Raw genomic sequence first — 23584 nt, forward strand, 5'->3', positions numbered from 1 at the left:
ATCGACCAGGGAGATTGGTCAGAGCTTGCTGGCCACCAGGCTGGTCAGGTCGACCAGGCGGTTGGAGTAGCCCCACTCGTTGTCGTACCAGCCGACAACCTTGACCTGGTTGCCGATGACCTTGGTCAGGCCGGCATCGAAGATGCAGGAGGCCGGGTCGGTCTCGATGTCCTTGGAGACGATCGGGTCCTCGGTGTAGGTCAGGATGCCCTTCAGCGGGCCCTCGGCAGCAGCCTTGATCAGCGCGTTGACCTCTTCGACGGTGGTCTCACGGGGAGCCTCGAAGGTCAGGTCGGTGGCCGAACCGGTGGGGGTCGGGACGCGCATGGCGTAACCGTCGAACTTGCCCTTCAGCTCGGGCAGCACCAGGGCGACGGCAGCAGCAGCACCGGTCTTGGTGGGCACGATGTTCAGGGCGGCGGCGCGCGAACGACGCAGGTCGCTGTGCGGGCCGTCCTGCAGGTTCTGGTCGGCGGTGTAGGCGTGGATGGTGGTCATCAGGCCCTTGACGATGCCCAGACCATCGTTGATCACCTTGGCCATCGGGGCCAGGCAGTTGGTGGTGCAGGAAGCGTTGGAGATGATGTTGTGCGCCGCCGGGTCGTAGTCGCCGTCGTTGACGCCCATCACGATGGTGATGTCCTCGTTCTTGGCGGGAGCCGAGATCAGGACCTTCTTCGCGCCGGCGGTGATGTGGGCCTGCGCGGCCTCAGCCTTGGTGAAGCGACCGGTCGACTCGATCACGATGTCGACACCGAGGTCACCCCACGGCAGGTTGGCGGGGTCCTTCTCTTCGAAGACCTTGATCTGCTTGCCGTCGACGGTGATGGACTCCTCGTCGTAGGAGATCTCACCGGGGAAGCGACCCAGGATCGAGTCGTACTTCAGCAGGTGGGCCAGGGTCTTGTTGTCAGTCAGGTCGTTGACGGCCACGACATCCAGGTCGGCGCCCTGCGCGAGCAGCGCGCGGAAGTAGTTACGGCCGATGCGGCCGAAGCCGTTGATTCCAACCTTGACGGTCATGTGTGATCTCCTTAAGAGCTCTTGGGTTGTGATGCAATCCTAACGAATGGGTCACGGCGGCGGGAGTGGGGGTCATTGCTTTTCGGACTGCCCGACACCTGTGCGCGCCGCGAGCCCCCATGGTGGGCGAATGCGCAGGCCCTGTTCGTCCGCCCCGCATCAAACACCGTTACCAAACTGCTGTGACGAAGCCTGCGCGATGACCCCGCGGGCTCCTACGATTCTTGGCATGACCACACCCGAGGCCGGGGCGCCCGACGCCCTGGATCCCACTGCTGACCCCTTCCAGGACCATCCCGGGCGTGGGGGTGTTGACGACCCGACGATCTGGCTGGCGAACTTCCTGGCCGAGGCCGAACAGCTGGCTGCCCAGGCGCAGGCCGCCGAGGCCGCGATGGCCGACCAGTCCACCACCGTCGAGAACCGGTTCATGCGGATGACCATGGGGGCCTCCGGCCAGATCACCAAGCTGGTGTTCTCGCCCTCAGCCAATGCCGCCACGGCCGCCCAGCTCACCGAGGCCTTCCAGGAACTGCACGTGCAGGCCGCCTCCAGCGCCACCCGCGACACCCTGAAGATCATGTCGACCCTCGTGGGCCCCGACGACCCCTCGCTGGGCGCGATCCGTGACTCGGTCTCCGACGAGGTCCGCGAGCAGATGGCACTCGACGACGCCGCCGAGGCTGCCGGCGACCCGTCAGGAGACCAGTGATGAGTTCCAACCCGTACAACGACCACGCCGGCACCACCGACGCCACGCACCGCTACAGCGGCGGCACCTCCCCTACCCCCGGGGGCTACGGCAGCTACCCGGGTGCCACCGGCACCACCGGGACGTCGACGGGCGGCCAGGGCACCACGACCTGGCAGCTCGGGGAGTTCGAGACCCACATGGGGCGCCTCAGCCGGGTCCATGAGTCGGTGCTGGCCACCAACCAGAAGACCAGCGATGCGGTGCAGAACACCGGTGAGGCCTACGGGATGCTGTTCGGCTGGGCGATCATGCCGTTCCTGAACAGGATCGCTGATGCGACGGTCGACTTCACCGACAAGCTGGCCGGTGCCGTCGAGAACAGCCGCCAGGCGATGCGGATGACGATGGCCGCCTACAACGATCGTGAGTCGGCCAACGCCGCCTCGACCCTCAAGATCAACAGCGACAATCCCGGGAGCTACCGATGAGCGAGAACCAGCTGGCCGGCCTGGTCAAGACCGCCACCTCCGTGCTCGGCGACGGCAAGCTCGATGCCAATGACATCCCCGCCGTCGGCAACGCGGTGCTTGGCTTCCTCGGGGTCGACATCGACGCGGCCGGGGCCGCCGGCCAGTCGCCCCTGGGCCAGCTGATGCAGCTGGTGGTCAGCAAGATCGACTTCCTCTCCAAGCCGCTGGAGAAGCTGCTGGGCAGTGCGGAACTGGTGCAGCAGCAGGCACAGGACTGGCAGGCGGTGGCACAGAGCTTCACCGAGGCCGGGCAGGACTACGCCGGTGGTGCCGCGGACATGCCGAGCTGGTCGGGCAGCGGTGCCAGTGAGTACGCCCAGATCCGTGATGCGGCGACCCGGATCTTCCCGCAGGCCGCCCAGGGCGCCCAGTCGATGTCGGTGCTGGTGGTCAAGGCCGGTGCCATGGTGGCCGAGGTCCGCGCGATGATCTGGGACCTCCTGGCGCAGTTCCTGGGCAATGTGATCAGCTCGGCGCTGTCGGCGCTGGCTGCGGCCGTGCCGACCTTCGGCGCCTCGATCGCGGCGTTCGCGACGTGGTTCATCGGCAGTTCGGCGAGCCTGGCGCAGCGCTTCTTCCAGATGCTGCAGAAGCTGCTCAAGGCTGCCGCCGACTTCGGCAAGGCGCTCGGTGAGGAGTCGAAGAAGTTGAAGGAGGCCGGCAACCTGATGGGCCAGTTCAGCCGCGGCCTCGGGGTGGCCTGAGGCTCGTCCAAGCAGTTTTCGGCCCCCACCACGAGGGCCGCGGGGCCGGGCAGGTCTAGCCGGTCTGGTCCTCGGCCTCGTCCAGCATCGCCATCGTCAGGTGCGCCTCGGTGTTGGGGATCCCCTGCTCCTCGGCGACCTTGTCGGCGGTGGCCAGCAGCCGTCGGATGCGGCCTGCGACCGCGTCCTTGGTGAGTGGCGGTTCGTGGGCCTGGCCGAGTTCCTCGAGGCTGGCGTTGCGGTGCTCGAGGCGCAGGCGCCCGGCGGCGAGCAGGTGGTCGGGGATGTCGTCGCCGAGGATCTCCAGGGCGCGTTCCACGCGGGCCGAGGCGGCCACCGCGGCGCGGGCCGAGCGGCGCAGGTTGGCGTCGTCGAAGTTGGCCAGTCGGTTCGCCGAGGCGCGGACCTCCCGGCGCATCCGGCGTTCCTCCCAGGCCATCATCGTTTCGTGGGCACCCATCTGCGCCAGCAGCTGCGAGATCGCCTCACCGTCGCGGATGACGACCCGGTCCACCCCCCTCACCTCGCGGGCCTTGGCCGTGATGCCGATCCGGCGGGCTGCCCCGACCAGGGCCAGCGCCGCCTCACTGTTGGGGCTGGTGACCTCGAGCGACATGGATCGTCCGGGTTCGGTGAGGGAGCCGTGGGCGAGGAAGGCCCCGCGCCAGACCGCCACCTGGCAGCAGGTCCCGGCACCGACCACCCCGGACGGGAGTCCGCGCGCGGGTCGTCCCTTGGAATCGACCAGCCCGGTCTGGCGGGCCAGCGATGCACCTTCCTGGACGACGCGGACGGTGTAGCGGGTGCCGCGCCGCAGCCCCGCACCCTGGATGACGAGCATCTCGGAGTCGAGCCCGTACACCTCATGGATCCCGGTGCGCAGTCGCCGGGCGGCTGCGCCGGTGTCGAGTTCGCACTCGATCACCAGATGCCCCCCACCGACGATGTGCAGGCCTCCCCCGAAGCGGAGCATGGAGACGATTTCTGCTCGACGGCAGCAGGGTTTGGTGACCTTGATGGTGCACAGTTCGGACTTCACCATGGGGGTCATCGCCATGAGGAGCATCCTCCCACATTGCCGGTCATCGGGCCTGCGTTCGCGGGTGCCGGGGGCTCAAAGCCCCATGAGCTCCTGGAAGACCGAGGCCAGTCGCAGCGGGTCATGCCGGGGGCTGCCGTCGCGCATCGCGACGTCGGCGATGACCAGGTCGGCGCCCAGGGAGTCGGCGAAGGTCGGCAGGTGCCGGTCGTCGGCCGCTGAGCTGTGGTCGACCACAATGTGGTCGAGTCGCAGCCCCGGTGCGTGCTCGGCCAGCAGCTCCAAGTGTCGGGAGGCGGTGTAGCCCTCGGTCTCGTCGGCCGGTCGCAGGTTGAGGGTCAGGATGCGGCTGGCGCTGGTGGTGGTGATCGCCTCGTACAGCTCCGGGACGAGCAGGTGCGGCATCACCGACGTGAACCAGGACCCGGGGCCGAGGATGACGAAGTCACTGTCGTTGACCGCTCGGACCGACTCGGGGCAGGCCGGGGCGTCCGGCGGCACGAGCCGCACCCGCTGCACCTGGCCGCGGGTCTTGGCGATGGTGGCCTGACCGGCCAGGGTGCACATCTCGTCGGGTGAGACCGGGTCGAGGCCGAGCACTTCGGCCTCGATGCCCAGGGGGACGGTGGACATCGGCAGCACCCGGCCGCGGGAGTTGAGCAGGTCACCGACCATGCGCAGCCCCTCGACGGGGTTGCCCAGTTTCTGCCAGGCCCCGACGATCAGCAGGTTGCCGATGGCGTGCCCGCCGAGCGAGCCCTCCCCAGGGAAGCGGGTCTGCAGGATCTGCGCCCACGTCCGGCCAGCGTGGTCGTCGCCGCACAGGGCTGCCAGCGCCATCCGCAGGTCACCCGGTGGCAGTCCCCCGAACTCGTCGCGGATGCGTCCGGAAGAACCGCCGTCATCGGCGACGGTCACCACGGCGGTGAGCCGGTCGGTCAGTCGCCGCAGAGCGCTCAGCGACGCGGACAGGCCGTGACCCCCGCCCAGGGCGGTGACATGCGGCAGCGGACCCAGATTCATTCCAGCCCCAGGTCCCGGTGGATGACGCCCACGTGGTAGCCGACCGCCGACAGCCGGCGGGCGAGTTCTTCCGACATGGCGGTGGAACGGTGCTTGCCGCCGGTGCAGCCGACCGCGATGGTCAGCTGTCGCTTCCCCTCCCGCACGTAACCCGGGGCCATGGTGGACAGCAGGCCCTCCAGCTGGTCCAGGAACTCGACTGCCCCGGGCTGGGACAGCACGTAGGAGCTGACCGGCTCCGAGAGCCCGGTCATCGGACGAAGGTCGGGCACCCAGTGCGGGTTGGGCAGGAAACGGACGTCGAAGACCAGGTCGGCATCAATGGGCAACCCGTTCTTGAACCCGAAGGACAGGATGGCGATGCGCACCATCTGGTCGCGTTCACCGCCGTAGGCGTGGGCGACCCGGCTGCCAAGCTGGTGCACGGTGAGGTTGGAGGTGTCGATGACCATGTCGGCGCCCGACCGCAGCGGCGCCAGCAGTCGGCGCTCCTTCACGATGGCCTCGACCAGGCGGCCGTCGCCCTGCAACGGCAGCGGGCGCCGCGACGACTCCTGGCGCTTCACGATGACGGCGTCGGTGGCTTCCAGGAACAGCACTTCGGGACGAATGCCGTTGGCCTCCAGCGCGGTTTCGAGCTGCGGCATCTGGTCGACCAGCGCGGCGGAGCGGACGTCGAGGATGACCGAGACCCGGCGGATCTTGTTGTTGGCAGCGATCTCCATCAGGTGCGGGATCATCAGCGCCGGCAGGTTGTCGACCACGTACCAGCCCAGGTCCTCCATGGTGTGGGCGGCGGTGCGCCTCCCGGCCCCGGACATGCCGGTGATGATCACCAGCCGCATCGGCGCCTCCAGTGGCGCGGTGGGGTCCGGAACGGTGTCGGTGCTCGGCGAGGTCGTCACCGCTCCATTATTGCCCGAGCCCGGCCGCTGCGGGCAGGAGGCTCGCTCAGCCCTCGATGAGCTCGCCGGTCGCGGTGTTCAGCGCCACCGTGGTCTGGTCTGCCAGGGCATCGTGGACCGCACCGGCCAGGGTCGGGCCGAAGCCAGGCACCTGGGCGATCTCGGCGACGGTGGCGGCCCGCAGCTTCTTCATGGAACCGAAGTAGCTGACCAGCGCCTTGCGACGCACCTCACCGAGGCCGGGCACGTCGTCGAGGGCCGACTGCAGCATGGCGGCGCTGCGACGACCTCGGTGGTGGGTGATGGCGAAGCGGTGCGCCTCGTCGCGCAGCCGCTGCAGCAGGTAGAGGCCTTCGCTGGTGCGCGGCAGGATGACGGGCATGTCGTCCTCGGGCACCCACACCTCCTCGAGGCGTTTGGCCAGCCCGCACAGGGCGATGTCGGTGATGCCGAGGTCGTCCATGGCTCGTTGGGCGGCGGCGACCTGGGGCTGGCCGCCGTCCACCACGATCAGGGCGGGGGCGTAGGCGAAGCGGCGTGGTGCACCGGTGGTCGCATCGACCAACACGGGGCCGCCGTCGGCCTCGGCAGCCATGGAGGCGCGGTCGTCCAGCAGGCGCTTGAGCCGTCGGGTGATCACCTCGTGCATCGCCCGGACGTCGTCGGAGCCCTCGAAGCTGCGGATGATGAACCTGCGGTACTCCGATTTGCGGGGCAGTCCGTCCTCGAAGACGACCATCGAGGCGACCACCTCCTGGCCCTGCGTGTGGGAGATGTCGAAACACTCAATGCGCAGCGGTGGTTCCGGCAGCGCGAGGGCCGTCTGCACCTCTTCCAGCGCCCGGTTGCGGGTGGTCAGGTCGCTGGCCCGCTTCATCTTGTGCTGGGCCAGGGCCTCGGCGGCGTTGCGGGCCACGGTGTCCATCAGGGTGGCCTTGTCGCCGCGCTGCGGCACCCGGATGGTGACCTTGCTGCCGCGCACACCACTGAGCAGTTCGGCCATCACCTCACCGCTGGTGGGCAGCTCGGGCACCAGGATCTCGCGGGGAACAGCCGACCCCTGGTCGGGGTCACCGGCGGCGTCGGCATCGGCATAGAACTGCAGCAGGAACGCCTCCACCAGGTCGGCCGATGAACTGTCGTCGGCCCGGTCGGCGACCCACCCCCGTTCACCGCTGACCCGGCCGGAGCGGACGTGGAAGATCTGCACCGAGACCTCCAGCGGGTCTTCGGCGATGGCGATCACGTCGGCGTCGGTGCCGTCGGAGAAGACGATGGCGTTCTTCTCGGTGGCCTGCCGCAGCGCCACCAGGGAGTCGCGCAGCACGGCCGCCTTCTCGAACTCCAGGTTGTCGGAGGCGGCCTGCATCGACTTCTCCAACCGGCGGGTCAGCTGCTGGCTGCGTCCGGACATGAAGGTGCAGAAGTCATCGGCCAGGTCGCGGTGGTCGTCCTCGCTGATCCACTCGACGCAGGGGGCCGAGCACTTGCCGATGTGGGCGAGCAGGCAGGGTCGTCCGCTGGCCCTGGCCGAGTTGAACACCCCCGTCGAGCAGGACCGCATCGGGAAGACCCGCAGCAGCAAGTCGACGGTCTCCCGGATGGCCCAGGCCTGCCCGAAGGGCCCAAAGTAACGGTTGCCCTTCTTCTTCTTGCCGCGGCCGACGTAGACGCGCGGCACGTCCTCGGCCCAGGTGACGCACAGCCAGGGGTAGGACTTGTCGTCGCGGTACTTGACGTTGAACCGCGGGTCGTACTGCTGGATCCAGGTGTATTCGAGCTGCAGCGACTCGAGTTCATTCTGCACCACCGTCCATTCGACCTTCGCGGCGGTGCGCACCATGGTCTGGGTGCGGAAGTGCAGCGAGGCGGGGTCGGCGAAGTAGGAGTTGAGGCGTTGGCGCAGGTTCTTGGCCTTGCCGACGTACAGGACGGTGCCGTGGCTGTCGATGAATCGGTAGACGCCCGGTTCGGTGGGGATGGTGCCCGGGGCCGGTCGATAGGTGGACGGATCAGCCATGACGACGAGTCTAGGTCGTGGTTCTGACACGGCGGATCCTCACCGGCCCGGCACGGTGGTTGACGCCGGGGAATACGCTGGGACCACCATTCCCGCCGCCGGCGAAAGGCCACCGATGACCCCCGACCGTCGACTGTTCCTCACCGCCTCGCTGGCGGCCGCCGCCGTGGGCCTGGCCGGCTGCTCCGGGGACAACTCCGCAGCCCCGAGCATCAATGAACCCCGCGAACCCATCACCGTTCCCGTGGCCGATGTGCCCAGCGGTAGCGGCGTCGTCCTGAAGGGCCGCGGTTTCGTGGTCACCCAGCCCACCGACGGGGACTTCAAGGCCTTCAGCGCCATCTGCCCCCACCAGGGCTGCGAAGTGACCAATGTGGCCGACAACGAGATCATCTGCGGCTGCCACGGGTCGCGGTTCAACCTGTCCAGCGGTGCGGTGACCAGGGGTCCGGCCACCACCGGGCTGGGGGCCGCCACCGTCACCCGCGACGGCGACACCCTGACCGTCACCGGTTCCTGACCCGGACGAGCGGCCCGGCTACCCAGAACCTGGGGCTGCCCAGAACCCGGGCTGCTCAGAACTTGGGCGTGCGCGGCACGCGACTGCGCGCCGCCGGCGCAGCCTTCTTCGCCGCCGCGGTCTTGGCCGCCGTGGTCCGGGTGGCGGTGCTCTTCTTCGCTGCTGTGGACTTCGCAGTCGTGGACTTCGCCGCCGTGGACTTCCGCGCGGTCGTCTTCTTCGCGGTCGACTTCTTCGCGGGGGCAGGGGCATCCAGCAGGGCAGGTTCGACCCCCCCTACCGGCACCTCGTGGCCGTTGAGCACCTCGGCCAGGAACTGGCCGGTGTAGGAACCCGGGGTTGCGGCCACCGTTTCGGGGGTGCCCTCCGCGACCACGAGCCCACCCCCGGAGCCACCTTCCGGCCCCAGGTCGATGACCCAGTCGGCGGTCTTGATGACGTCCAGGTTGTGCTCGATGACCACGACGGTGTTGCCGGAGTCGACCAGCCTGCCCAGCACCCCCAGCAGCTTGCGGATGTCCTCGAAGTGCAGGCCGGTGGTCGGCTCGTCGAGCACGTACATGGTGCGACCGGTCGACCGCTTCTGCAGCTCGGCGGCGAGCTTGACCCGCTGGGCCTCACCACCGGACAAGGTGGTCGCCGGCTGCCCGAGCCGGACGTAACCCAGGCCCACGCGGTCCAGGGTCACCATGTAGCGGTGGATCGAGCTGATCGGCTCGAAGAAGGTGACCGCTTCCTCGATGGGCATGTCGAGCACCTCGGCGATGGTCTTGCCCTTGTAGGTGACCTCGAGCGTTTCCCGGTTGTAGCGGGCGCCGTGGCACACCTCGCAGGGCACGTAGACGTCGGGCAGGAAGTTCATCTCGATCTTGATGGTGCCGTCGCCCATGCAGTTCTCGCAGCGACCGCCCTTGGTGTTGAACGAGAACCTGCCCTGCAGGTAACCGCGGACCTTGGCCTCCGGCGTCTGCGCGAACAGGGCACGGATCTTGTCGAACACACCGGTGTAGGTGGCCGGGTTCGACCGGGGTGTGCGCCCGATCGGCGACTGGTCGACGTGGATGATCTTGTCGATCTGGTCGGCACCCTCGATGCTGCGGTGCCGGCCGGGGATCGCCTTGGTGCGGTAGATGCGCTTGGCCAGCGCCTTGTACAGGATGGAGTTGACCAGCGACGACTTGCCCGACCCGGACACCCCGGTGACCGCCACGAACTGGCCCAACGGCACCTCGACGGTGACGTCGCGCAGGTTGTTCTCGCTCGCCTCACGGATGGTGATGGTGCGGCCGCTGCTGGGCCGGCGCGCAGCCGGCAGGGGGATGCTGCGCTTGCCGCTGAGGTACTGGCCGGTCAGCGAGTCGTCGCTGCTGAGCAGTTCCTCGACGGGTCCGCTGACCACGACCCGGCCACCGTGCTCACCTGCCCGCGGCCCGATGTCAACGGCCCAGTCGGCCGTCCTGATGGTGTCCTCGTCATGCTCCACCACGATCAGGGTGTTGCCGAGGTCACGCAGCTTCACCAGGGTCTCGATGAGGCGGCGGTTGTCGCGCTGGTGCAGCCCGATCGAGGGCTCGTCGAGCACATAGAGCACCCCGACCAGGCCGGAACCGATCTGGGTGGCCAGGCGGATGCGCTGCGCCTCACCGCCGGACAGGGTGCCGGCCGGTCGTGACAGGGTCAGGTAGTCCAGGCCCACGTCGAGCAGGAACCGCAACCGCAGGTCGATCTCCTTCAGCACCAGGGCACCGATCTTGCGCTCACGCTCGTTGAGTTCCAGCGCGCTGAAGAAGGCGGCCGAGTCCTTGATGGACATGGCTGAGACCTCGGCGATGTTGCGGCCACCGACGGTGACCGCCAGGCTCGACGGCTTGAGCCGGGCACCGTGGCAGGCGCTGCACGGGATCTCGCGCATGTACTCACCGAAGCGTTCCCGCATGGCATCGGTCTCGGCGTCGGCATGGCGGCGCTTCACGTAGTGGATGGCGCCCTCGAACTTCTGGGTGAAGCTGCGCACGCGCCCGAAGCGGTTGCGGTAGCGCACGACCACGGGGTCACCGATGCCCTCGAGCAGCACCTTGCGGGCCCGCGGGGAGAGATCACGCCAGGGGGTGTCCACGTCGAAGCCCTCGGACTCGCCGAGCGCCTCGTAGACGTGCTCGAAGTGCGAGGCAACGTGGGGGGTGTTCCAGACCGCAATGGCCCCCTCGGCCAGGGACAGCGAGTCGTCGGGCACCAACAGGTCGGCGTCGACCTCCATCGTCGTGCCCAGCCCCGTGCAGGCGGGGCAGGCCCCCCACGGCGCGTTGAAGGAGAACTGGCGGGGTTCGAGTTCCTCGATGGAGATGTCGTGCTCGTTGGGGCAGGCGAGGTTCTCGGAGTAGCGGCGCTCGCGCTGCGAGGCGTCGGCGGGCAGGTCGACAAACTCGACCCCGACCACCCCGTGGGCCAGCTTCAAGGCAGTCTCGACCGAGTCGGTGAGCCGCTGCTTGACCGACGCCTTGATGGCGATGCGGTCGACGACCACGTCGATGTCGTGCTTCTTCTGCTTGTCGAGCGTCGGCGGGCTGGTCAGCGGCAACGTGTCGCCATCGACCCGGGCGCGGCTGAAGCCCTGGCTCGTCAGGTCCTTGAACAGCTCGAGGTATTCACCCTTGCGACCACGGATCACCGGCGCCAGCACCTGCAGCCGGGTGCCCTCGGCCAGGTTGAGCAGCCGGTCGACGATCTGTTGGGGGGTCTGCCGGCTGATGGGCTCGCCACATTCGGGGCAGTGCGGGTGCCCGACCCGGGCGTACAACAGGCGCAGGTAGTCGTGCACCTCGGTGATGGTGCCGACGGTGGAGCGCGGGTTGCGGCTGGTCGACTTCTGGTCGATGGCCACCGCAGGGCTGAGGCCCTCGATCAGGTCGACGTCGGGCTTGTCCATCTGGCCGAGGAACTGCCTGGCGTAGGACGACAGGGATTCGACGTAGCGGCGCTGCCCCTCCGCGAAGATGGTGTCGAAGGCCAGGGACGACTTGCCCGAACCCGACAGTCCGGTGAACACGATCAGTGAGTCGCGGGGAAGGTCGAGCGAGACGTCGCGAAGGTTGTGGGTGCGCGCACCTCGGACGATCAGTCGTTCATTCACACAGTGCATGCTATGCCCCCCGCCCGACAATTCACGTTGCACGGGATCGCGCACGGCCTGCAGGCCCACTACGGTGGACAACATGGACGCAGCCACGCCCGGAGACGACAGCACCCTGCCCACCGTCGCTGCTGTGCGCCACCGCAAGATGGAGGCCACGCAGCACCTGTTGGGTGACACCATCCGCCTCAGCGACGAGGAATGGCAGTCGCCGAGCCTGCTGCCGGGCTGGACCCGCGCCCACGTCGCCACCCACCTGGCTCGCAACGCCGACGGCCTGACCCGCTCCGCCCGGGGGTTCATCGAGGGTTCCCCGGTGCCGATGTACGCCTCCGAGTCGGAACGCCAGAGCGAGATCGAACGAGGTTCCGAACGCAGCGGGCTGGAGCTGCAGATCGACCTCGACACCTCGGCCGGCGAACTCAACCGCGTGCTCACTGACCTGATGGCACTGCCGGACGAGCGGCTCGCCGAGCCGGTCCAGTTGCGCCCCCGCTTCAGTGTCCCAGCGCGACTGCTGCCGATGGCACGCCTCTCGGAGGTGGTCCTGCACCGGATCGACCTGGGCGTCGGCTACACCATCGACGACCTCGAGGACGACATCGCCGGCTGGTTGCTCGACTGGGTGCTGTTGCGGCTGTCGAACCGCGTGGACATTCCCCGCCTGCGGCTGGTCTCCAGTTCGGGACGCGTCGCGACCACCGGCACCTTCGGTGACGAGGTGGAGGTCAGCGGCGATGACCGGCACCTGCTCGGCTGGTTGACCGGGCGCTCCGGCGCCGAGTCCCTCACCCAGGCTGACCTGGCCGTGCTGCCCCTGATCGGTTGACCCACCTGCCCGACGACGAACGACCACCTGGAGGAACCATGACCACCTACCACGTCGACCCCCAGTCCGACCCGCTGAGCTTCGACCTCGGCGGCGGGGTGTTCTGCACCAAACAGTCCCTGGGCGACATGGACAACAACGGCTACCTGTTGGCCGGGGCCGAGGGACCCGTGGTCTGGATCGATGCCGCGGCCCAGCCCGAGGTGATCGCCCGGGTGCTGGACGGTCGTGAGCTGGCCGCGGTGGTCACCACCCACCGCCACTTCGACCACATCGGCGCCACCGCCGAAGTGATGGCCTCGACGTCTGCCACCGGCTACTGCGGTGAGCCCGATCGTGAGTCGATCCAGGCCGACACCAGCACCGAGCAGGTCGGGGTCTGGACCGGGGACACCATCGCCGTGGGCACCTCGGGCGCCCTGGCGGTGATCGGCATCGTCGGCCACACCCCGGGCTCGATCACCCTGGCGTGGACCCCCGCCGACGGGCCGACCCACCTGTTCACCGGCGATTCTCTTTTCCCGGGTGGTGTGGGAAAAACCTGGAGCCCTGAGGACTTCACCACCCTGGTCGATGAGGTCAGCACCAAGATCTTCGACCGGTTCGGCGACGACACCGTCGTCCACCCCGGCCACGGGGACGCCACCACGCTGGGCGCCGAGCGCCCGCAGCTCGCCGAGTGGCGCACCCGGGGCTGGTGAGTACAGGGCTGGTGAGTCCCCCGTAGCAGCTACTTGTTGGCCTCGATCATCTGGCGCAGTTCCTTCTTCAGGTCGGCGATCTCGTCACGCAGCCGCGCGGCCAGTTCGAACTGCAGTTCGTGGGCGGCGGTGTGCATCTGCTCGGTCAATTCGGTGATCAGCCCGGCCAGTTCGCTGGCGGCCATGCTGGACGGGTCGAGGTCACGCTTCTCCCCCAGCGTGGGCACGGGCTGACCCTTGCGCCCGCCCTTGGCCGCCTGCTTCACCAACGCCTCGGTGTCCTGGTCCTCCCGGGCGAGCATGTCGGTGATGTCGGCGATCTTCTTGCGCAGCGGCTGCGGGTCGATGCCGTGCTCGGTGTTGTACGCCACCTGGATCGCGCGACGGCGGTTGGTCTCGTCCAACGCTTTCGCCATCGAGTCGGTGATCCGGTCGGCGTACATGTGCACCTGCCCGGCGACGTTGCGGGCCGCTCGTCCGATGGTCTGGATCAGGGAACGTTCCGAACGCAGGAAGCCCTCCTTGTCGGCGTCCAGGATCGCGACCAGTGACACCTCGGGCAGGTCGAGGCCCTCGCGCAGCAGGTTGATGCCCACCAGCACGTCATACTCCCCCATCCGCAGCTCACGCAGCAGCTCGATGCGGCGCAGCGTGTCCACCTCCGAGTGCAGGTAGCGGGTCCGCACCCCGTTCTCGAGCAGGTAGTCGGTCAGGTCCTCGGCCATCTTCTTGGTGAGCGTGGTCACCAGCACCCGTTCCTTGCGTTCGACCCGCAGCCTGATCTCGCCCATCAGGTCATCGATCTGCCCCTTGGTGGGCTTGACGATCACCTCGGGGTCGACCAGGCCGGTCGGCCGGATGATCTGCTGGACGAAGCCGTCGGATCGGGCCATCTCGTAGTTGCCGGGGGTCGCCGACAGGTAGACCGTCTGGCCGATCCGGTCGACGAATTCCTCCCACCGCAGCGGCCGGTTGTCCATCGCCGAAGGCAGCCGGAACCCGTGCTCCACCAGCGTCCGCTTGCGCGACATGTCGCCCTCGAACATGCCACCGATCTGCGGCACCGTCACGTGGGACTCGTCGATGACCAGCAGGAAGTCTTCGGGGAAGTAGTCCAGCAGGCAGTTGGGGGCACTGCCGCGTTCCCGCCCGTCGATGTGCAGCGAGTAGTTCTCGATGCCCGAACAGGTGCCGATCTGGCGCATCATCTCGATGTCGTAGGTGGTGCGCATGCGCAGCCGCTGCGCCTCCAGCAGCTTGTTCTGCGCCTCCAGCTCGGCGAGCCGCTGGTCCAGCTCAGCCTCGATGGTGGCGATGGCACGTTCCATCCGCTGGTTGCCGGCCGAGTAGTGCGAGGCAGGGAAGACGTAGATCTCATCATCGGTGGTCACCACCTCACCGCTGACCGGGTGCAGCGTCGACAACGCCTCGATCTCGTCGCCGAAGAACTCGACCCGGACCGCATGCTCCTCATACATCGGGAAGATCTCCAGCGTGTCACCGCGCACCCGGAACGTGCCACGGGTGCCGGCCAGGTCGTTGCGGGCGTACTGCATCTCCACCAGGTGGCGCAGCAGCGCATCGCGGTCGCGTTCCTCCCCCACCCGCAGGGTGACCATCTGGTCCAGGTACTCCTGCGGGGTGCCCAGGCCGTAGATGGCCGAGACGGTGGCGACCACGATCACGTCACGCCGGGTGAGCAGCGAGTTGGTGGCCGAGTGGCGCAACCGCTCCACCTCCTCGTTCAGCGAGGAGTCCTTCTCGATGTAGGTGTCGGTCTGCGGCACATAGGCCTCGGGTTGGTAGTAGTCGTAGTACGACACGAAGTACTCGACCGCGTTGTCGGGGAAGAATTGGCGCAGTTCGTTGGCGAACTGGGCGGCCAGCGTCTTGTTCGGCTGCATCACCAGCATCGGGCGCTGCACCCGTTCAGCCAGCCACGCCACGGTGGCGGTCTTGCCGGTGCCGGTCGCACCCAGCAGCACAACATCCTGCTCGCCGCTCTCGAGGCGTCGTTGCAGGTCGTCGATGGCCTCGGGCTGGTCACCGGCCGGGTCGAAGTCCGCGACCATCCTGAACGGGGCCACGCGACGCTGGATGTCTCCTACTGGACGCATGGGACCAGCCTAGGCGCCGCCCCCGACAAAACCCGTGGTGAGAGGTTGGCGGTGGGCGAACAGCGGACGACCGGGGCAGGTGCCCCGGTCGTCCGAACTGCTGTGCGGTCGCTGCTCAGCCGCCGGCCGCCTGGGAGTTGATCGCGGACCCGGTGACCTGGTTCCACACCTGCACCGCCTGGCTGCGGTCCTGGCCCTCGATCGACATCAGGCTGGACAGGAGGGTCACCTGGTTGCTGGCCTTTACCGACACCACCGCGTTCTGGATGATGTTCATCGACCCGTTCTGCCCACTCTGGGTGCCCTTCATCGCACCCTGGGAGATCTCGAGGCCCGCGGGCGCCCCCTGGACCGGCGTGACCTCAGTGCGCTGGGAGTTGGCCATCTTGCCCGTCTGCTGGTTCAGGTACTCGTCGCAGATGGCCGCGCTGGTCTGCCCCTGGGAGCTGAAGGTCTGGAACAACATCAGGTTCTGGCCCTGGGCATCCATGAACTGGACCGTGCTCTCATTCTGGTTGTTGATCTTCCACCCGTCGGGCACCGGCACCTGGACGCCGCCGGCGAGGGTGACGCTGGCCCCGGCGGGCGGCTGCGTCGTGGTGGGTGGGGCCTGGTCGGTGGGTGGCGGCGCCGTGGTCGGCTGCTGCTCCGTGGCGGTGGGCTGGGTGGTGGGCGGCTGCTGGGTGACCGGTGCCGTGGGCGTCGCGATGGGCGCCGGGTCGTTGCCACCATCCCGGTTGGACAGCAGGTAACCGGCGCCACCGACGAGCACCAGGCCACCGACGACCAGTCCGATGAGGGTGGTGCTGGACATCTTCTTGCGTGGTGGCGGGGGCTGCTGCCCACCGCTGAACCCGTAGCCCTGCTGGCCGTAACCGGGTTGCTGCCCGTATCCCGGCTGCTGCCCGTAGCCCTGCTGCCCGAAGCCCTGCTGGCCCTGGTCAAAGCCGCCCTGGCCGTAGCCCTGCTGGCCCCAACCCTGGTCGGGGCCCTGTTGGCCCCAGCCCTGCTGGGCCTGGGGGCCGGGGTACTGCCCCGGTCCCGGTGGGTACTGGCTCATGACTGAGCCTCCTCGTCGTCGAGTCGTGCCGATTCAGAAGTGGTCGGGGGCTCACCGACCCCCTCGCAGGGGTGGTCCGCCGTGGCGGCGGTGGCCAGCACCGGGGTGCGTTCCCGGTGGTGGCCCTGGGCGGTGGCGTCCAGTGCGGTGCCGCAGGCCCCGCAGAACGCGGCGCCAGGCAGCAGCGGCATCTCGCAGGCGGGGCAGAACTGCAGGTCGCCTTCAGCGCCGACCCCGGCCTCACCGAACCGCGCCGCACTCTCCAGCGCTGCCTCGAGCAGGCCGGTCTGCAGCACGGTGCGCACCCGCAGCACGAGAGCACCCAGCAGGACCACACCCCAGACCAGGGACAGCAGCACACTGATCCAGCCGGTGCCGATCAGGCCCAGCAGGTAGATGCCACCGAAGTAGAGGGCGTTCCAGCCGATGGCCTCGGCGACCGCGACGACGTAGCGCTTGCTGAACCCGTCGTAGCCACGCCCCAGCCCGGAGAACTCGGCGCAGGCAATGCCGGTCGCGGTGCCGATCACCAGCGGCTTCACGAAGCCCTCCAGCAACAGCAGGGTTGTCCAGGTGCCCGCGCCGACCCCGGGCGAGTTGAAGCCGCCCTCGACCAGCGCCCAGTGGCGCACCAGCGTGTCAGCGGTCGAATAGGCCACCCCCGATACGATGCCGAAGGTCAACCCGTCCATCAGGTCGTCGAACTGCGGACGAGAGGCCAGCACCACCGGGCCGATCTGGCGGATCAACTCCCCCACCACCGGCACCAGCAGCACCATGATGAGCAGGGTGGTGGCGCTGAAGACGGGTCCACCACCGTCGTAGCTCGGGTCGATGCGCGCCAGTGGGGTGGGCCGGACCCACAGCCAGGTGAACACCCCACCCAGGACCGCAGTGAGCAGGAAGGCCAGGCCGGTCACCGGGACGGGGGCGTCCTCCCAGAGGTTCACGTCGTAGAGGTAGACGATGTAGACGATCGGGATCGCGAAGGCCGCCAACATCAGCGCGACCGGCGTCCAGCCCAGCAGCACTGCCCCCAGGGCGGCGATGACGGCGATGGCGAAGGCGATCTGGTAGGTGCGGGGCCGCTCGGCCGCGCCGGTCGGCATGATGGTCGAGACCACCCGGAACGAGCGCACCGGCTCGTCCGGCTTCACCACGAAGCTCCGGCGAGTGGCGGTGCCGACCGCCAGGTCCTGACCACACTTGTGGCAGAAATGGGTGCCCTCCGGCAAACCGGTCGAGCACAAGGGACACGTCACAGTTCTCCCCTTCCAGGGAAGGTCAACAGGAGTCGATCTCGTCCTCGGGCGCTGTTTCAACCCTCGTCCTTGTTGCACATCCTGCACCACACATAACAATGTGTCGATAGGCGATCGGACGAACAGGCCGGCGACCCGGTTCCCCGTGCCGCCGGCCTGCATTTCGCCTCGTCAGGCCATCAACCGTTGATCTGTGCCCGCATCCCCGAATCGGTCACCGTGTTGTAGTCCCTGCTGAGCTTGTCCAGGTCTGCGCGGACGTTGTAGACCACCGTCGACATCAGTGCCTTCTGGTCCTTGCCGCGCACCGACATGATGGTGTTGATCGCCATCGTCGAGGAGCCCGACGACGTCGTCAGGGTGCCCGAGATGGACCCTTCGGAGACATCAATGGCCGGGTCGATGTTGAGCTTCTTGACCCGGTGCTTGGTCGGGTTGGTCAGCTTGTCCATCTGCTGGGCGAGGTACTCATCGACCAGCACGTTGCTGACCTTGCCCTCGGACGGGAAGACCTGCAGCGAGATGGCACTGCCGTCGGCGTCCACGATCTGCGCGAAGTGGATGCTCTCGTCGTGCTTGTTGAGCTTCCAGCCGGGCGGGATCGTGATGACCAGGCCGTCGAGCGTGATGGTGCCGCCGGTGTCCTCCTCGGTCGGCGTCGGCGAGGGGGTCGGGGTCTGGCTCGGCGACGGGGAGGGCGACGGTGGCTCACTGGTGTGGGAGATCGTCACCGACGGCTCGGCACCAGGGTCGTTCTTGCTGCCACCCATGGTCGCGATCAGGGCACCGATACCGGCCGCGACCACGATGCCGAGGACGATCAGGCCGATGATCAAGGTCTGGGAGTGCTTCTTGGGTGGCGTGGGCCCAGGACCACCGCCGACCGCGTGGACCGGGGGCTGCTGGCCGTAGCCGGGCTGCGGCACCGGCGCTTGCGGCATCGGGGTCTGGGGCATCGGGGCCTGGGGCATCGGGGCCTGGGGCATGGGAGCCGCCGAGGGCTGCGGCATGGGCCGCTGCACGGTCGGGTTCCAGTCGCCCGGGCTCTGGGGCCCGGCCGGCTGCTGGGGCCCGGGGTACTGGGGAGCGGCTGGGCCCTGGGGGCCTCCTGGGTATTGGGGTCCGGCGGGGTACTGGGGTGCGCCCGGGTACTGGCCGGGCTGCTGGGGTGGGCCGCCGGGGTAGGACTGCTGCCTTGGTTGCTGGCCGCCGTACGGGTCGCCGCCGGGCTGCTGGGGGTACTGGGGGTTGCTCATCACAGTGCCTCCTCATCGTCCAGTCGCGCAGAATCGGGCCCGACCGGCGGTGGGCCCACCGTGTCGGGAGCAGCACTTGCACCAGTCGGGGCACTCGCAGCGGCCGGCGCCACAGCAGCCCCGGCTGTGGCGGCCCGGTCCGGGGCAGCACCCGTGTCGTGGTGGTGGCCGGGAGCGGTCGCCCGGACCGCCTGCCCGCAGGCGCCGCAGAACGCTGCGCCCGCCATCAGTGGCATCTCACAGGCGGGGCAAAACTGCAGGTCACCGTCGGGGCCGACCCCGGAGTCGGCGTGGAAGCGGGCCGCATTCTCCAGGGCCGCCTCGAGCAGGCCGGTCTGCAGCACGGTGCGGACCCGCAACAGCAGCCCGCCGAGCAGCAGCAGGCCCCAGACCAGCGACAGCAGCACGCTCAGCCAGCCGGTCTCGATCAGGCCGAGCAGGTAGATGCCGCCGAAGTAGAGGACGTTCCACATGATCGCTTCACCGACCGCGATCGCATAGCGCTTGGTGAAGCCGTCGTAGCCGCGCCCCAGCCCGGAGAACTCGGCGCAGGCGATGCCGGTGGCCGTGCCGATCACCAAGGGCTTCACGAAGCCCTCCAGCAACAGCAGCGTCGTCCACGTCGACCAGCCGTCACCCGGGGAGTTGAAGCCGCCCTCGATGAGCGCCCAGTGGCGCACCAGGGTGTCAGCGGTCGAGTACGCGACCCCCGAGACGATGCCGAAGGTCAGCCCGTCCATCAGGTCGTCGAACTGCGGACGAGAGGCCAGCAGCACCGGCCCGATCTGGCGGATCAACTCCCCCACCACGGGGACCAGCAGCACCATCACCAGGATCCCGGTCACGGTGGCCTCGGAGCCCCCATCGACGCTCGCCCCCAGGGAGGGGCTCAGCAGGCTGCGCCACCACCAGGTGAACACGGCAGCCAGACCACCCGTGAGCAGGAAGGCCAGGCCGGTCACCGGGACCGGGGCATCCTCCCAGAGGTTCACGTCATAGAGGTAGACGATGTAGACGATCGGGATCGCGAAGGCCGCCACCATCAACGCCACCGGCGTCCAGCCCAGCAGCGCCGCACCCAGGGCAGCCACCACCGCGATCGCGAAAGCGATCTGGTAGGTGCGCGGTCGCTCAGCCGCGCCGGTCGGCATGATGGTCGAGACCAGCCGGAACGAGCGCACCGGCTCGTCCGGTTTCACCGCGAAACTGCGCCGGTCAGCCTCCCCCGCGGCCAGTTCCTGCCCACAGACATGGCAGAACAGGAACCCCGCGGGCAGGTCCGTGGCGCAACGTGGACAGTTCATGGGGTGTCCTTTCCGTGGAGGTCATGGCCCAACGTGGGCAGTCTTCCAGTTCCCGGGGCACTTGCCCGGCAGGCGGCGCGAGACGATCTCAAGTCGTGACCGAGCCGGCCACCCGGCCGGTCAGGGCATCCCACAGCCGGTCCACCTGGGCACCGAGGTCTTCAGCACCGTCGGTGTTGTCGACCACGCGGGTCGCCACCGCCAGGCGCTGCGCCCGGGTGGCCTGGGCAGCCAGCCGGGCCCGCGCCGCGGACTCATCGACCCCGTCACGGGCGCACAACCGGGCCACCTGCTCGTCCTCGGAGGCGTCGACGACGATGACCTCGTCGAAGCGAGCCGCCTGCCCGGTCTCGACCAGCAGCGGAATGACCTGGATGACCACCGAACGCTCCGGGGCGGCGGCCACCAGCTCGGCTGAGCGGCGCCGGATGCGCGGGTGGGTGATCGCCTCGAGCTCGACTCTGGCCGTCGGGTCGCCGAACACGATGCGGCCCAGGGCCGCCCGGTCGAGGGAGCCGTCGGCGGCCACCACCTGGTCACCGAAGCGTTCCACCACGGCGGCCAGGCCGTCGGTGCCGGGTTCGACCACCTCGCGGGCGATGAGGTCGGAATCCACCAGGTAGGCCCCCCTGGCTGCGAGCAGGTTCGCCACCGTGGTCTTGCCCGAGGCGATGCCGCCGGTCAGTGCGATGGCCACCCGCGGCGTTGGGCCGGTCTGCGTCATGCCCGCCATTGTGTCAGGCGGTGCGACCCGGGAACGCGGAACGGCCCGCACCCCGAGGGGTGCGGGCCGCCCGGTCCGACGTGGATGGGCTCAGTTGCCGGTGAGCTTGTCGCGCAGGGCCTGCAGGGCCTCGTCCGAGGCGAGCGACCCTTCGGCAGGCTCCTCGCTGACGGCGGAGTAGCTGCTGGCGGCGCCGGCGTCGACGACGGCTTCGCGGTCGGCCACCTCGGCCTCGCTGACCTGGCGCTTGTGCGCCTCCCAACGGGCCTGTGCCTCGGCGTACTGGAGCTCCCAGGCGCGCTGCTGCTCCTCGTAGCCTTCCTTCCACTCGTTGGTCTCCGGATCGAAGCCCTCGGGGTAGATGTAGTTGCCCTGCTCGTCGTAGTTGGCGGTCATGCCGTACAGCGACGGGTCGAAGTCGTCAGCGGCGACGTCGACACCCTCGTTGGCCTGCTTCAGCGACAGCGAGATGCGACGACGCTCGAGGTCGATGTCGATGATCTTGACCATGACCTCGTCGTTGACGGTGACAACCTGCTCGGGGATCTCGACGTGGCGCTCGGCCAGCTCGGAGACGTGGACCAGGCCCTCGATGCCCTCCTCGACGCGGACGAAAGCACCGAAGGGCACCAGCTTGGTGACCTTGCCGGGAACGATCTGACCGATCTGGTGGGTGCGGGCGAAGGTCTGCCACGGGTCTTCCTGGGTGGCCTTCAGCGACAGCGAGACACGCTCGCGGTCCATGTCGACATCCAGCACCTCGACGGTGACCGGGGTACCGACCTCGACGACCTCGCTCGGGTGGTCGATGTGCTTCCAGGACAGCTCCGAGACGTGCACCAGGCCGTCGACGCCACCCAGGTCCACGAAGGCACCGAAGTTGACGATGGACGAGACGACACCCTTGCGGATCTGGCCCTTCTGCAGCTGGGTGAGGAAGGTGTGGCGGACCTCGGACTGGGTCTGCTCAAGCCACGCACGGCGCGACAGGACCACGTTGTTGCGGTTCTTGTCGAGCTCGATGATCTTGCACTCCAGCTCCATGCCCACGTAGGGCTGCAGGTCGCGCACACGACGCATCTCGACCAGGGAGGCGGGCAGGAAGCCGCGCAGGCCGATGTCGACGATCAGGCCACCCTTGACGACCTCGATCACCGAACCGGTGACGACGCCGTCCTCCTCCTTCACCTTCTCGATGGTTCCCCAGGCACGCTCGTACTGGGCGCGCTTCTTCGAGAGGATCAGGCGACCTTCCTTGTCCTCCTTCTGCTGGACGAGGGCCTCGATCTCATCGCCGACCTGGACGACCTCGAAGGGGTCCACGTCGTGCTTGATGGAGAGTTCCTTGGAAGGGATGACACCTTCGGTCTTGTAGCCGATGTCGAGCAGGACCTCGTCCCGGTCGACCTTGACGACGGTTCCGGTGACGATGTCGCCGTCGTTGAAGTACTTGATGGTGGCATCGACGGCGGCGAGGAAAGCTTCCGGCGAGCCGAAGTCGTCGATGGCGACCTGGGGTGAAGCCTCGGTGGAGGAGGTCATGTAGTAGGGCTCCGATTGGGTTGTCTGAGAGACGTGTCACACTGTGTCCGGCTGCAGCGAACGTGACCCCGTCGGAACCACGTCAGTGCCAGGTCCCTTTTCCAGGGGCGCAGCAGGCGGATGACAGATCGTCGGAGGCGACCTTCGCGGCGCGCGACCTACTCTGTCCTAGTTCACGCAGTCCACAGTGCCCGTTCAGCCTACCTGTCGTTTCGGCCGGGGGTCAATCCGGGCCGGGAGCGCCCGGTGGGGGCACCGTGGGGTGCTGCTGCAGCCGTTGGAAACCCTGTCCCAGGGCCGGTTGACGTGCTTGGTTTTCGGGTTGCCACAGCTAGGATCGTGGTGGCCGATGAGGTCGGTGCCACCGACCCTGCGCCACCGGGCCTGTCGTGCGACGACTGATGTGGAGAGCGACCCATGAAGCGCAAGAGACTGATGGTCGGTGCGGGACTGCTCGCACTCCTGTTGATCGTCGGCGGCATCGTCATCTGGCAGGGCGGGCGGGAGACCGCCACGCCGGCCCCGACCTCGGTGGCCCCCTCCGATGCGGCCAACACCCCCGAACAGCCGCGGGTCACCAACCCCTCGACCACGGCCAACTCGGGCGACCCGAACACTTCCGCCAGCGCCACGGCCACCACCACCGGCAGCACGGGCTCCACTTCCTCGCGCGCCGGGACCGTCCCCGGCGAGTGCATGACCACCCTCACCGAGATCGAGGCGACCACCTTCGCGATCGACCAGATGGGCGTCAAGGTGCCGATGATGTCGTTGGGTGAGGACGAGTCGGGTGCTGCGGCCGCGCCGCCGAAGAACGCCTCGCACGCGGTCGGCTGGTGGAAGAACGGGCCGAAGGTCGGCTCCCGCCAGGGCCACGCGATCCTGACGATCCACACCTACCAGAACGGCAAGGCGCTCGGCAATGAGCTCTACCATTCCACCAATGGCTTCGAGGTGGGCGACCTGGTCCGGATGACCGACAAGAACGGCAACACCCAGTGCTACACGCTGGAGAAGTCGTTGAAGGTCTGGGTCAAGGACTACGACCCCAACTCCGAGGTGCTCTACAAGTTCGACGGTGAACCCCGCGCCGTGATCGTGATCTGCTGGGACTACAACCTGCTCAACAAGGCCTGGGATTCGCGCATCCTCTACTACCTCAAGCCGGTTGCCAGCGCCGCATAGGCCCCTAAGCTGGGGC

Annotated in this window: 20 protein-coding genes; 7 read left to right on the forward strand and 13 right to left on the reverse strand. The window is 68.3% G+C overall.

The window, feature by feature from the left end; translation table 11 throughout:
- Positions 1-18: 18 nt before the first annotated feature.
- The gene (gene gap, locus ACQE3C_RS07905; protein ID WP_434538634.1) at positions 19-1023 is read right to left on the reverse strand and encodes a type I glyceraldehyde-3-phosphate dehydrogenase; all 1005 of its coding nucleotides are present in this window, start codon (positions 1021-1023) and stop codon (positions 19-21) included.
- Positions 1024-1252: 229 nt separating this feature from the next.
- On the opposite strand from gap, the gene ACQE3C_RS07910 reads away from it, so the two are divergent.
- From ACQE3C_RS07910 to ACQE3C_RS07920, 3 genes are read left to right on the forward strand one after another with little or no spacing between them, the layout of a single operon-like run.
- The gene (locus ACQE3C_RS07910; RefSeq protein ID WP_434538635.1) at positions 1253-1735 is read left to right on the forward strand and encodes a hypothetical protein; all 483 of its coding nucleotides are present in this window, start codon (positions 1253-1255) and stop codon (positions 1733-1735) included.
- Entirely contained in the window at positions 1735-2205 is a 471-nt protein-coding gene (locus ACQE3C_RS07915) for a hypothetical protein (RefSeq protein WP_434538636.1), read from the forward strand. The genes ACQE3C_RS07910 and ACQE3C_RS07915 overlap by 1 nt, the downstream gene beginning before the upstream one ends.
- Entirely contained in the window at positions 2202-2951 is a 750-nt protein-coding gene (locus ACQE3C_RS07920; RefSeq protein WP_434538637.1) for a hypothetical protein, read from the forward strand. Before ACQE3C_RS07915 ends, ACQE3C_RS07920 begins: the two co-directional genes overlap by 4 nt.
- A gap of 55 nt (positions 2952-3006) precedes the next feature.
- Here ACQE3C_RS07920 and whiA read toward each other — a convergent pair whose 3' ends face one another.
- The 4 genes from whiA to uvrC all read right to left on the reverse strand — a co-directional run bounded on the left by whiA (position 3007) and on the right by uvrC (position 7938).
- On the reverse strand, positions 3007-4008 hold the full coding sequence (gene whiA, locus ACQE3C_RS07925; protein WP_434538638.1) for a DNA-binding protein WhiA: 1002 nt from the start codon (positions 4006-4008) through the stop codon (positions 3007-3009).
- Between the two features lie 57 nt (positions 4009-4065).
- A complete protein-coding gene (locus ACQE3C_RS07930; protein WP_434538639.1) occupies positions 4066-5013 on the reverse strand; it encodes a gluconeogenesis factor YvcK family protein in 948 nt (315 codons plus the stop codon).
- Entirely contained in the window at positions 5010-5858 is an 849-nt protein-coding gene (rapZ, locus tag ACQE3C_RS07935; protein WP_434538708.1) for an RNase adapter RapZ, read from the reverse strand. The genes ACQE3C_RS07930 and rapZ overlap by 4 nt, the downstream gene beginning before the upstream one ends.
- 106 nt (positions 5859-5964) lie before the next feature.
- A complete protein-coding gene (gene uvrC / locus ACQE3C_RS07940) occupies positions 5965-7938 on the reverse strand; it encodes an excinuclease ABC subunit UvrC (RefSeq protein ID WP_434538640.1) in 1974 nt (657 codons plus the stop codon).
- 115 nt (positions 7939-8053) lie between these two features.
- Between uvrC and ACQE3C_RS07945 the strand changes: the two genes are divergently transcribed.
- Positions 8054-8458, forward strand: coding sequence for a ubiquinol-cytochrome c reductase iron-sulfur subunit (locus tag ACQE3C_RS07945; RefSeq protein ID WP_434538641.1), 405 nt, complete (start codon positions 8054-8056; stop codon positions 8456-8458).
- A gap of 55 nt (positions 8459-8513) precedes the next feature.
- Here the strand turns inward: ACQE3C_RS07945 and uvrA are convergent, their stop codons facing one another.
- Entirely contained in the window at positions 8514-11597 is a 3084-nt protein-coding gene (gene uvrA / locus ACQE3C_RS07950; RefSeq protein WP_434538642.1) for an excinuclease ABC subunit UvrA, read from the reverse strand.
- Between the two features lie 73 nt (positions 11598-11670).
- On the opposite strand from uvrA, the gene ACQE3C_RS07955 reads away from it, so the two are divergent.
- Entirely contained in the window at positions 11671-12417 is a 747-nt protein-coding gene (locus tag ACQE3C_RS07955; protein WP_434538643.1) for a maleylpyruvate isomerase family mycothiol-dependent enzyme, read from the forward strand.
- Positions 12418-12455: 38 nt separating this feature from the next.
- Positions 12456-13118, forward strand: a complete 663-nt coding sequence (locus ACQE3C_RS07960; RefSeq protein WP_434538644.1) for an MBL fold metallo-hydrolase — start codon at positions 12456-12458, stop codon at positions 13116-13118.
- A gap of 29 nt (positions 13119-13147) precedes the next feature.
- Here ACQE3C_RS07960 and uvrB read toward each other — a convergent pair whose 3' ends face one another.
- The 7 genes from uvrB to rpsA all read right to left on the reverse strand — a co-directional run bounded on the left by uvrB (position 13148) and on the right by rpsA (position 22383).
- Positions 13148-15235 (reverse strand): excinuclease ABC subunit UvrB, encoded by a 2088-nt coding sequence (gene uvrB, locus ACQE3C_RS07965; RefSeq protein WP_434538645.1) that lies wholly within the window; start codon positions 15233-15235, stop codon positions 13148-13150.
- A 115-nt stretch (positions 15236-15350) separates the two neighbouring features.
- Positions 15351-16295: a hypothetical protein gene (locus ACQE3C_RS07970; RefSeq protein WP_434538646.1), complete on the reverse strand. Its 945-nt coding sequence runs from the start codon at positions 16293-16295 to the stop codon at positions 15351-15353.
- Positions 16292-17557, reverse strand: a complete 1266-nt coding sequence (locus ACQE3C_RS07975) for a PrsW family intramembrane metalloprotease (protein ID WP_434538647.1) — start codon at positions 17555-17557, stop codon at positions 16292-16294. Before ACQE3C_RS07975 ends, ACQE3C_RS07970 begins: the two co-directional genes overlap by 4 nt.
- A gap of 179 nt (positions 17558-17736) precedes the next feature.
- Positions 17737-18813: a hypothetical protein gene (locus tag ACQE3C_RS07980; protein ID WP_434538648.1), complete on the reverse strand. Its 1077-nt coding sequence runs from the start codon at positions 18811-18813 to the stop codon at positions 17737-17739.
- On the reverse strand, positions 18813-20117 hold the full coding sequence (locus ACQE3C_RS07985; protein ID WP_434538649.1) for a PrsW family intramembrane metalloprotease: 1305 nt from the start codon (positions 20115-20117) through the stop codon (positions 18813-18815). Before ACQE3C_RS07985 ends, ACQE3C_RS07980 begins: the two co-directional genes overlap by 1 nt.
- 88 nt (positions 20118-20205) lie before the next feature.
- On the reverse strand, positions 20206-20841 hold the full coding sequence (gene coaE, locus ACQE3C_RS07990; RefSeq protein ID WP_434538650.1) for a dephospho-CoA kinase: 636 nt from the start codon (positions 20839-20841) through the stop codon (positions 20206-20208).
- Positions 20842-20931: 90 nt separating this feature from the next.
- On the reverse strand, positions 20932-22383 hold the full coding sequence (gene rpsA, locus ACQE3C_RS07995) for a 30S ribosomal protein S1 (protein ID WP_434538651.1): 1452 nt from the start codon (positions 22381-22383) through the stop codon (positions 20932-20934).
- A 417-nt stretch (positions 22384-22800) separates the two neighbouring features.
- Here rpsA and ACQE3C_RS08000 point away from each other — a divergent pair, with 417 nt between their 5' ends.
- Positions 22801-23568, forward strand: a complete 768-nt coding sequence (locus ACQE3C_RS08000) for a class F sortase (RefSeq protein WP_434538652.1) — start codon at positions 22801-22803, stop codon at positions 23566-23568.
- Positions 23569-23584: the final 16 nt, after the last annotated feature.

Origin of the sequence: Aestuariimicrobium sp. Y1814 (assembly GCF_050113895.1) — a bacterium.
In the GTDB taxonomy this organism is placed as follows: domain Bacteria; phylum Actinomycetota; class Actinomycetes; order Propionibacteriales; family Propionibacteriaceae; genus Aestuariimicrobium.

Coding starts and splice junctions, on each gene's coding strand:
- ACQE3C_RS07955 (WP_434538643.1), top strand. CDS start 11,671: ATGGACGCAGCCACGCCCGGAGACGACAGCACCCTGCCCACCGTCGCT.
- ACQE3C_RS07945 (WP_434538641.1), top strand. CDS start 8,054: ATGACCCCCGACCGTCGACTGTTCCTCACCGCCTCGCTGGCGGCCGCC.
- coaE (WP_434538650.1), bottom strand. CDS start 20,841: ATGACGCAGACCGGCCCAACGCCGCGGGTGGCCATCGCACTGACCGGC.
- rpsA (WP_434538651.1), bottom strand. CDS start 22,383: ATGACCTCCTCCACCGAGGCTTCACCCCAGGTCGCCATCGACGACTTC.
- ACQE3C_RS07960 (WP_434538644.1), top strand. CDS start 12,456: ATGACCACCTACCACGTCGACCCCCAGTCCGACCCGCTGAGCTTCGAC.
- whiA (WP_434538638.1), bottom strand. CDS start 4,008: ATGGCGATGACCCCCATGGTGAAGTCCGAACTGTGCACCATCAAGGTC.
- uvrC (WP_434538640.1), bottom strand. CDS start 7,938: ATGGCTGATCCGTCCACCTATCGACCGGCCCCGGGCACCATCCCCACC.
- ACQE3C_RS07920 (WP_434538637.1), top strand. CDS start 2,202: ATGAGCGAGAACCAGCTGGCCGGCCTGGTCAAGACCGCCACCTCCGTG.
- ACQE3C_RS07930 (WP_434538639.1), bottom strand. CDS start 5,013: ATGAATCTGGGTCCGCTGCCGCATGTCACCGCCCTGGGCGGGGGTCAC.
- uvrB (WP_434538645.1), bottom strand. CDS start 15,235: ATGCGTCCAGTAGGAGACATCCAGCGTCGCGTGGCCCCGTTCAGGATG.
- ACQE3C_RS07985 (WP_434538649.1), bottom strand. CDS start 20,117: ATGAACTGTCCACGTTGCGCCACGGACCTGCCCGCGGGGTTCCTGTTC.
- ACQE3C_RS07915 (WP_434538636.1), top strand. CDS start 1,735: ATGAGTTCCAACCCGTACAACGACCACGCCGGCACCACCGACGCCACG.
- ACQE3C_RS08000 (WP_434538652.1), top strand. CDS start 22,801: ATGAAGCGCAAGAGACTGATGGTCGGTGCGGGACTGCTCGCACTCCTG.
- ACQE3C_RS07910 (WP_434538635.1), top strand. CDS start 1,253: ATGACCACACCCGAGGCCGGGGCGCCCGACGCCCTGGATCCCACTGCT.
- ACQE3C_RS07970 (WP_434538646.1), bottom strand. CDS start 16,295: ATGAGCCAGTACCCACCGGGACCGGGGCAGTACCCCGGCCCCCAGGCC.
- uvrA (WP_434538642.1), bottom strand. CDS start 11,597: ATGCACTGTGTGAATGAACGACTGATCGTCCGAGGTGCGCGCACCCAC.
- rapZ (WP_434538708.1), bottom strand. CDS start 5,858: ATGCGGCTGGTGATCATCACCGGCATGTCCGGGGCCGGGAGGCGCACC.
- ACQE3C_RS07980 (WP_434538648.1), bottom strand. CDS start 18,813: ATGAGCAACCCCCAGTACCCCCAGCAGCCCGGCGGCGACCCGTACGGC.
- gap (WP_434538634.1), bottom strand. CDS start 1,023: ATGACCGTCAAGGTTGGAATCAACGGCTTCGGCCGCATCGGCCGTAAC.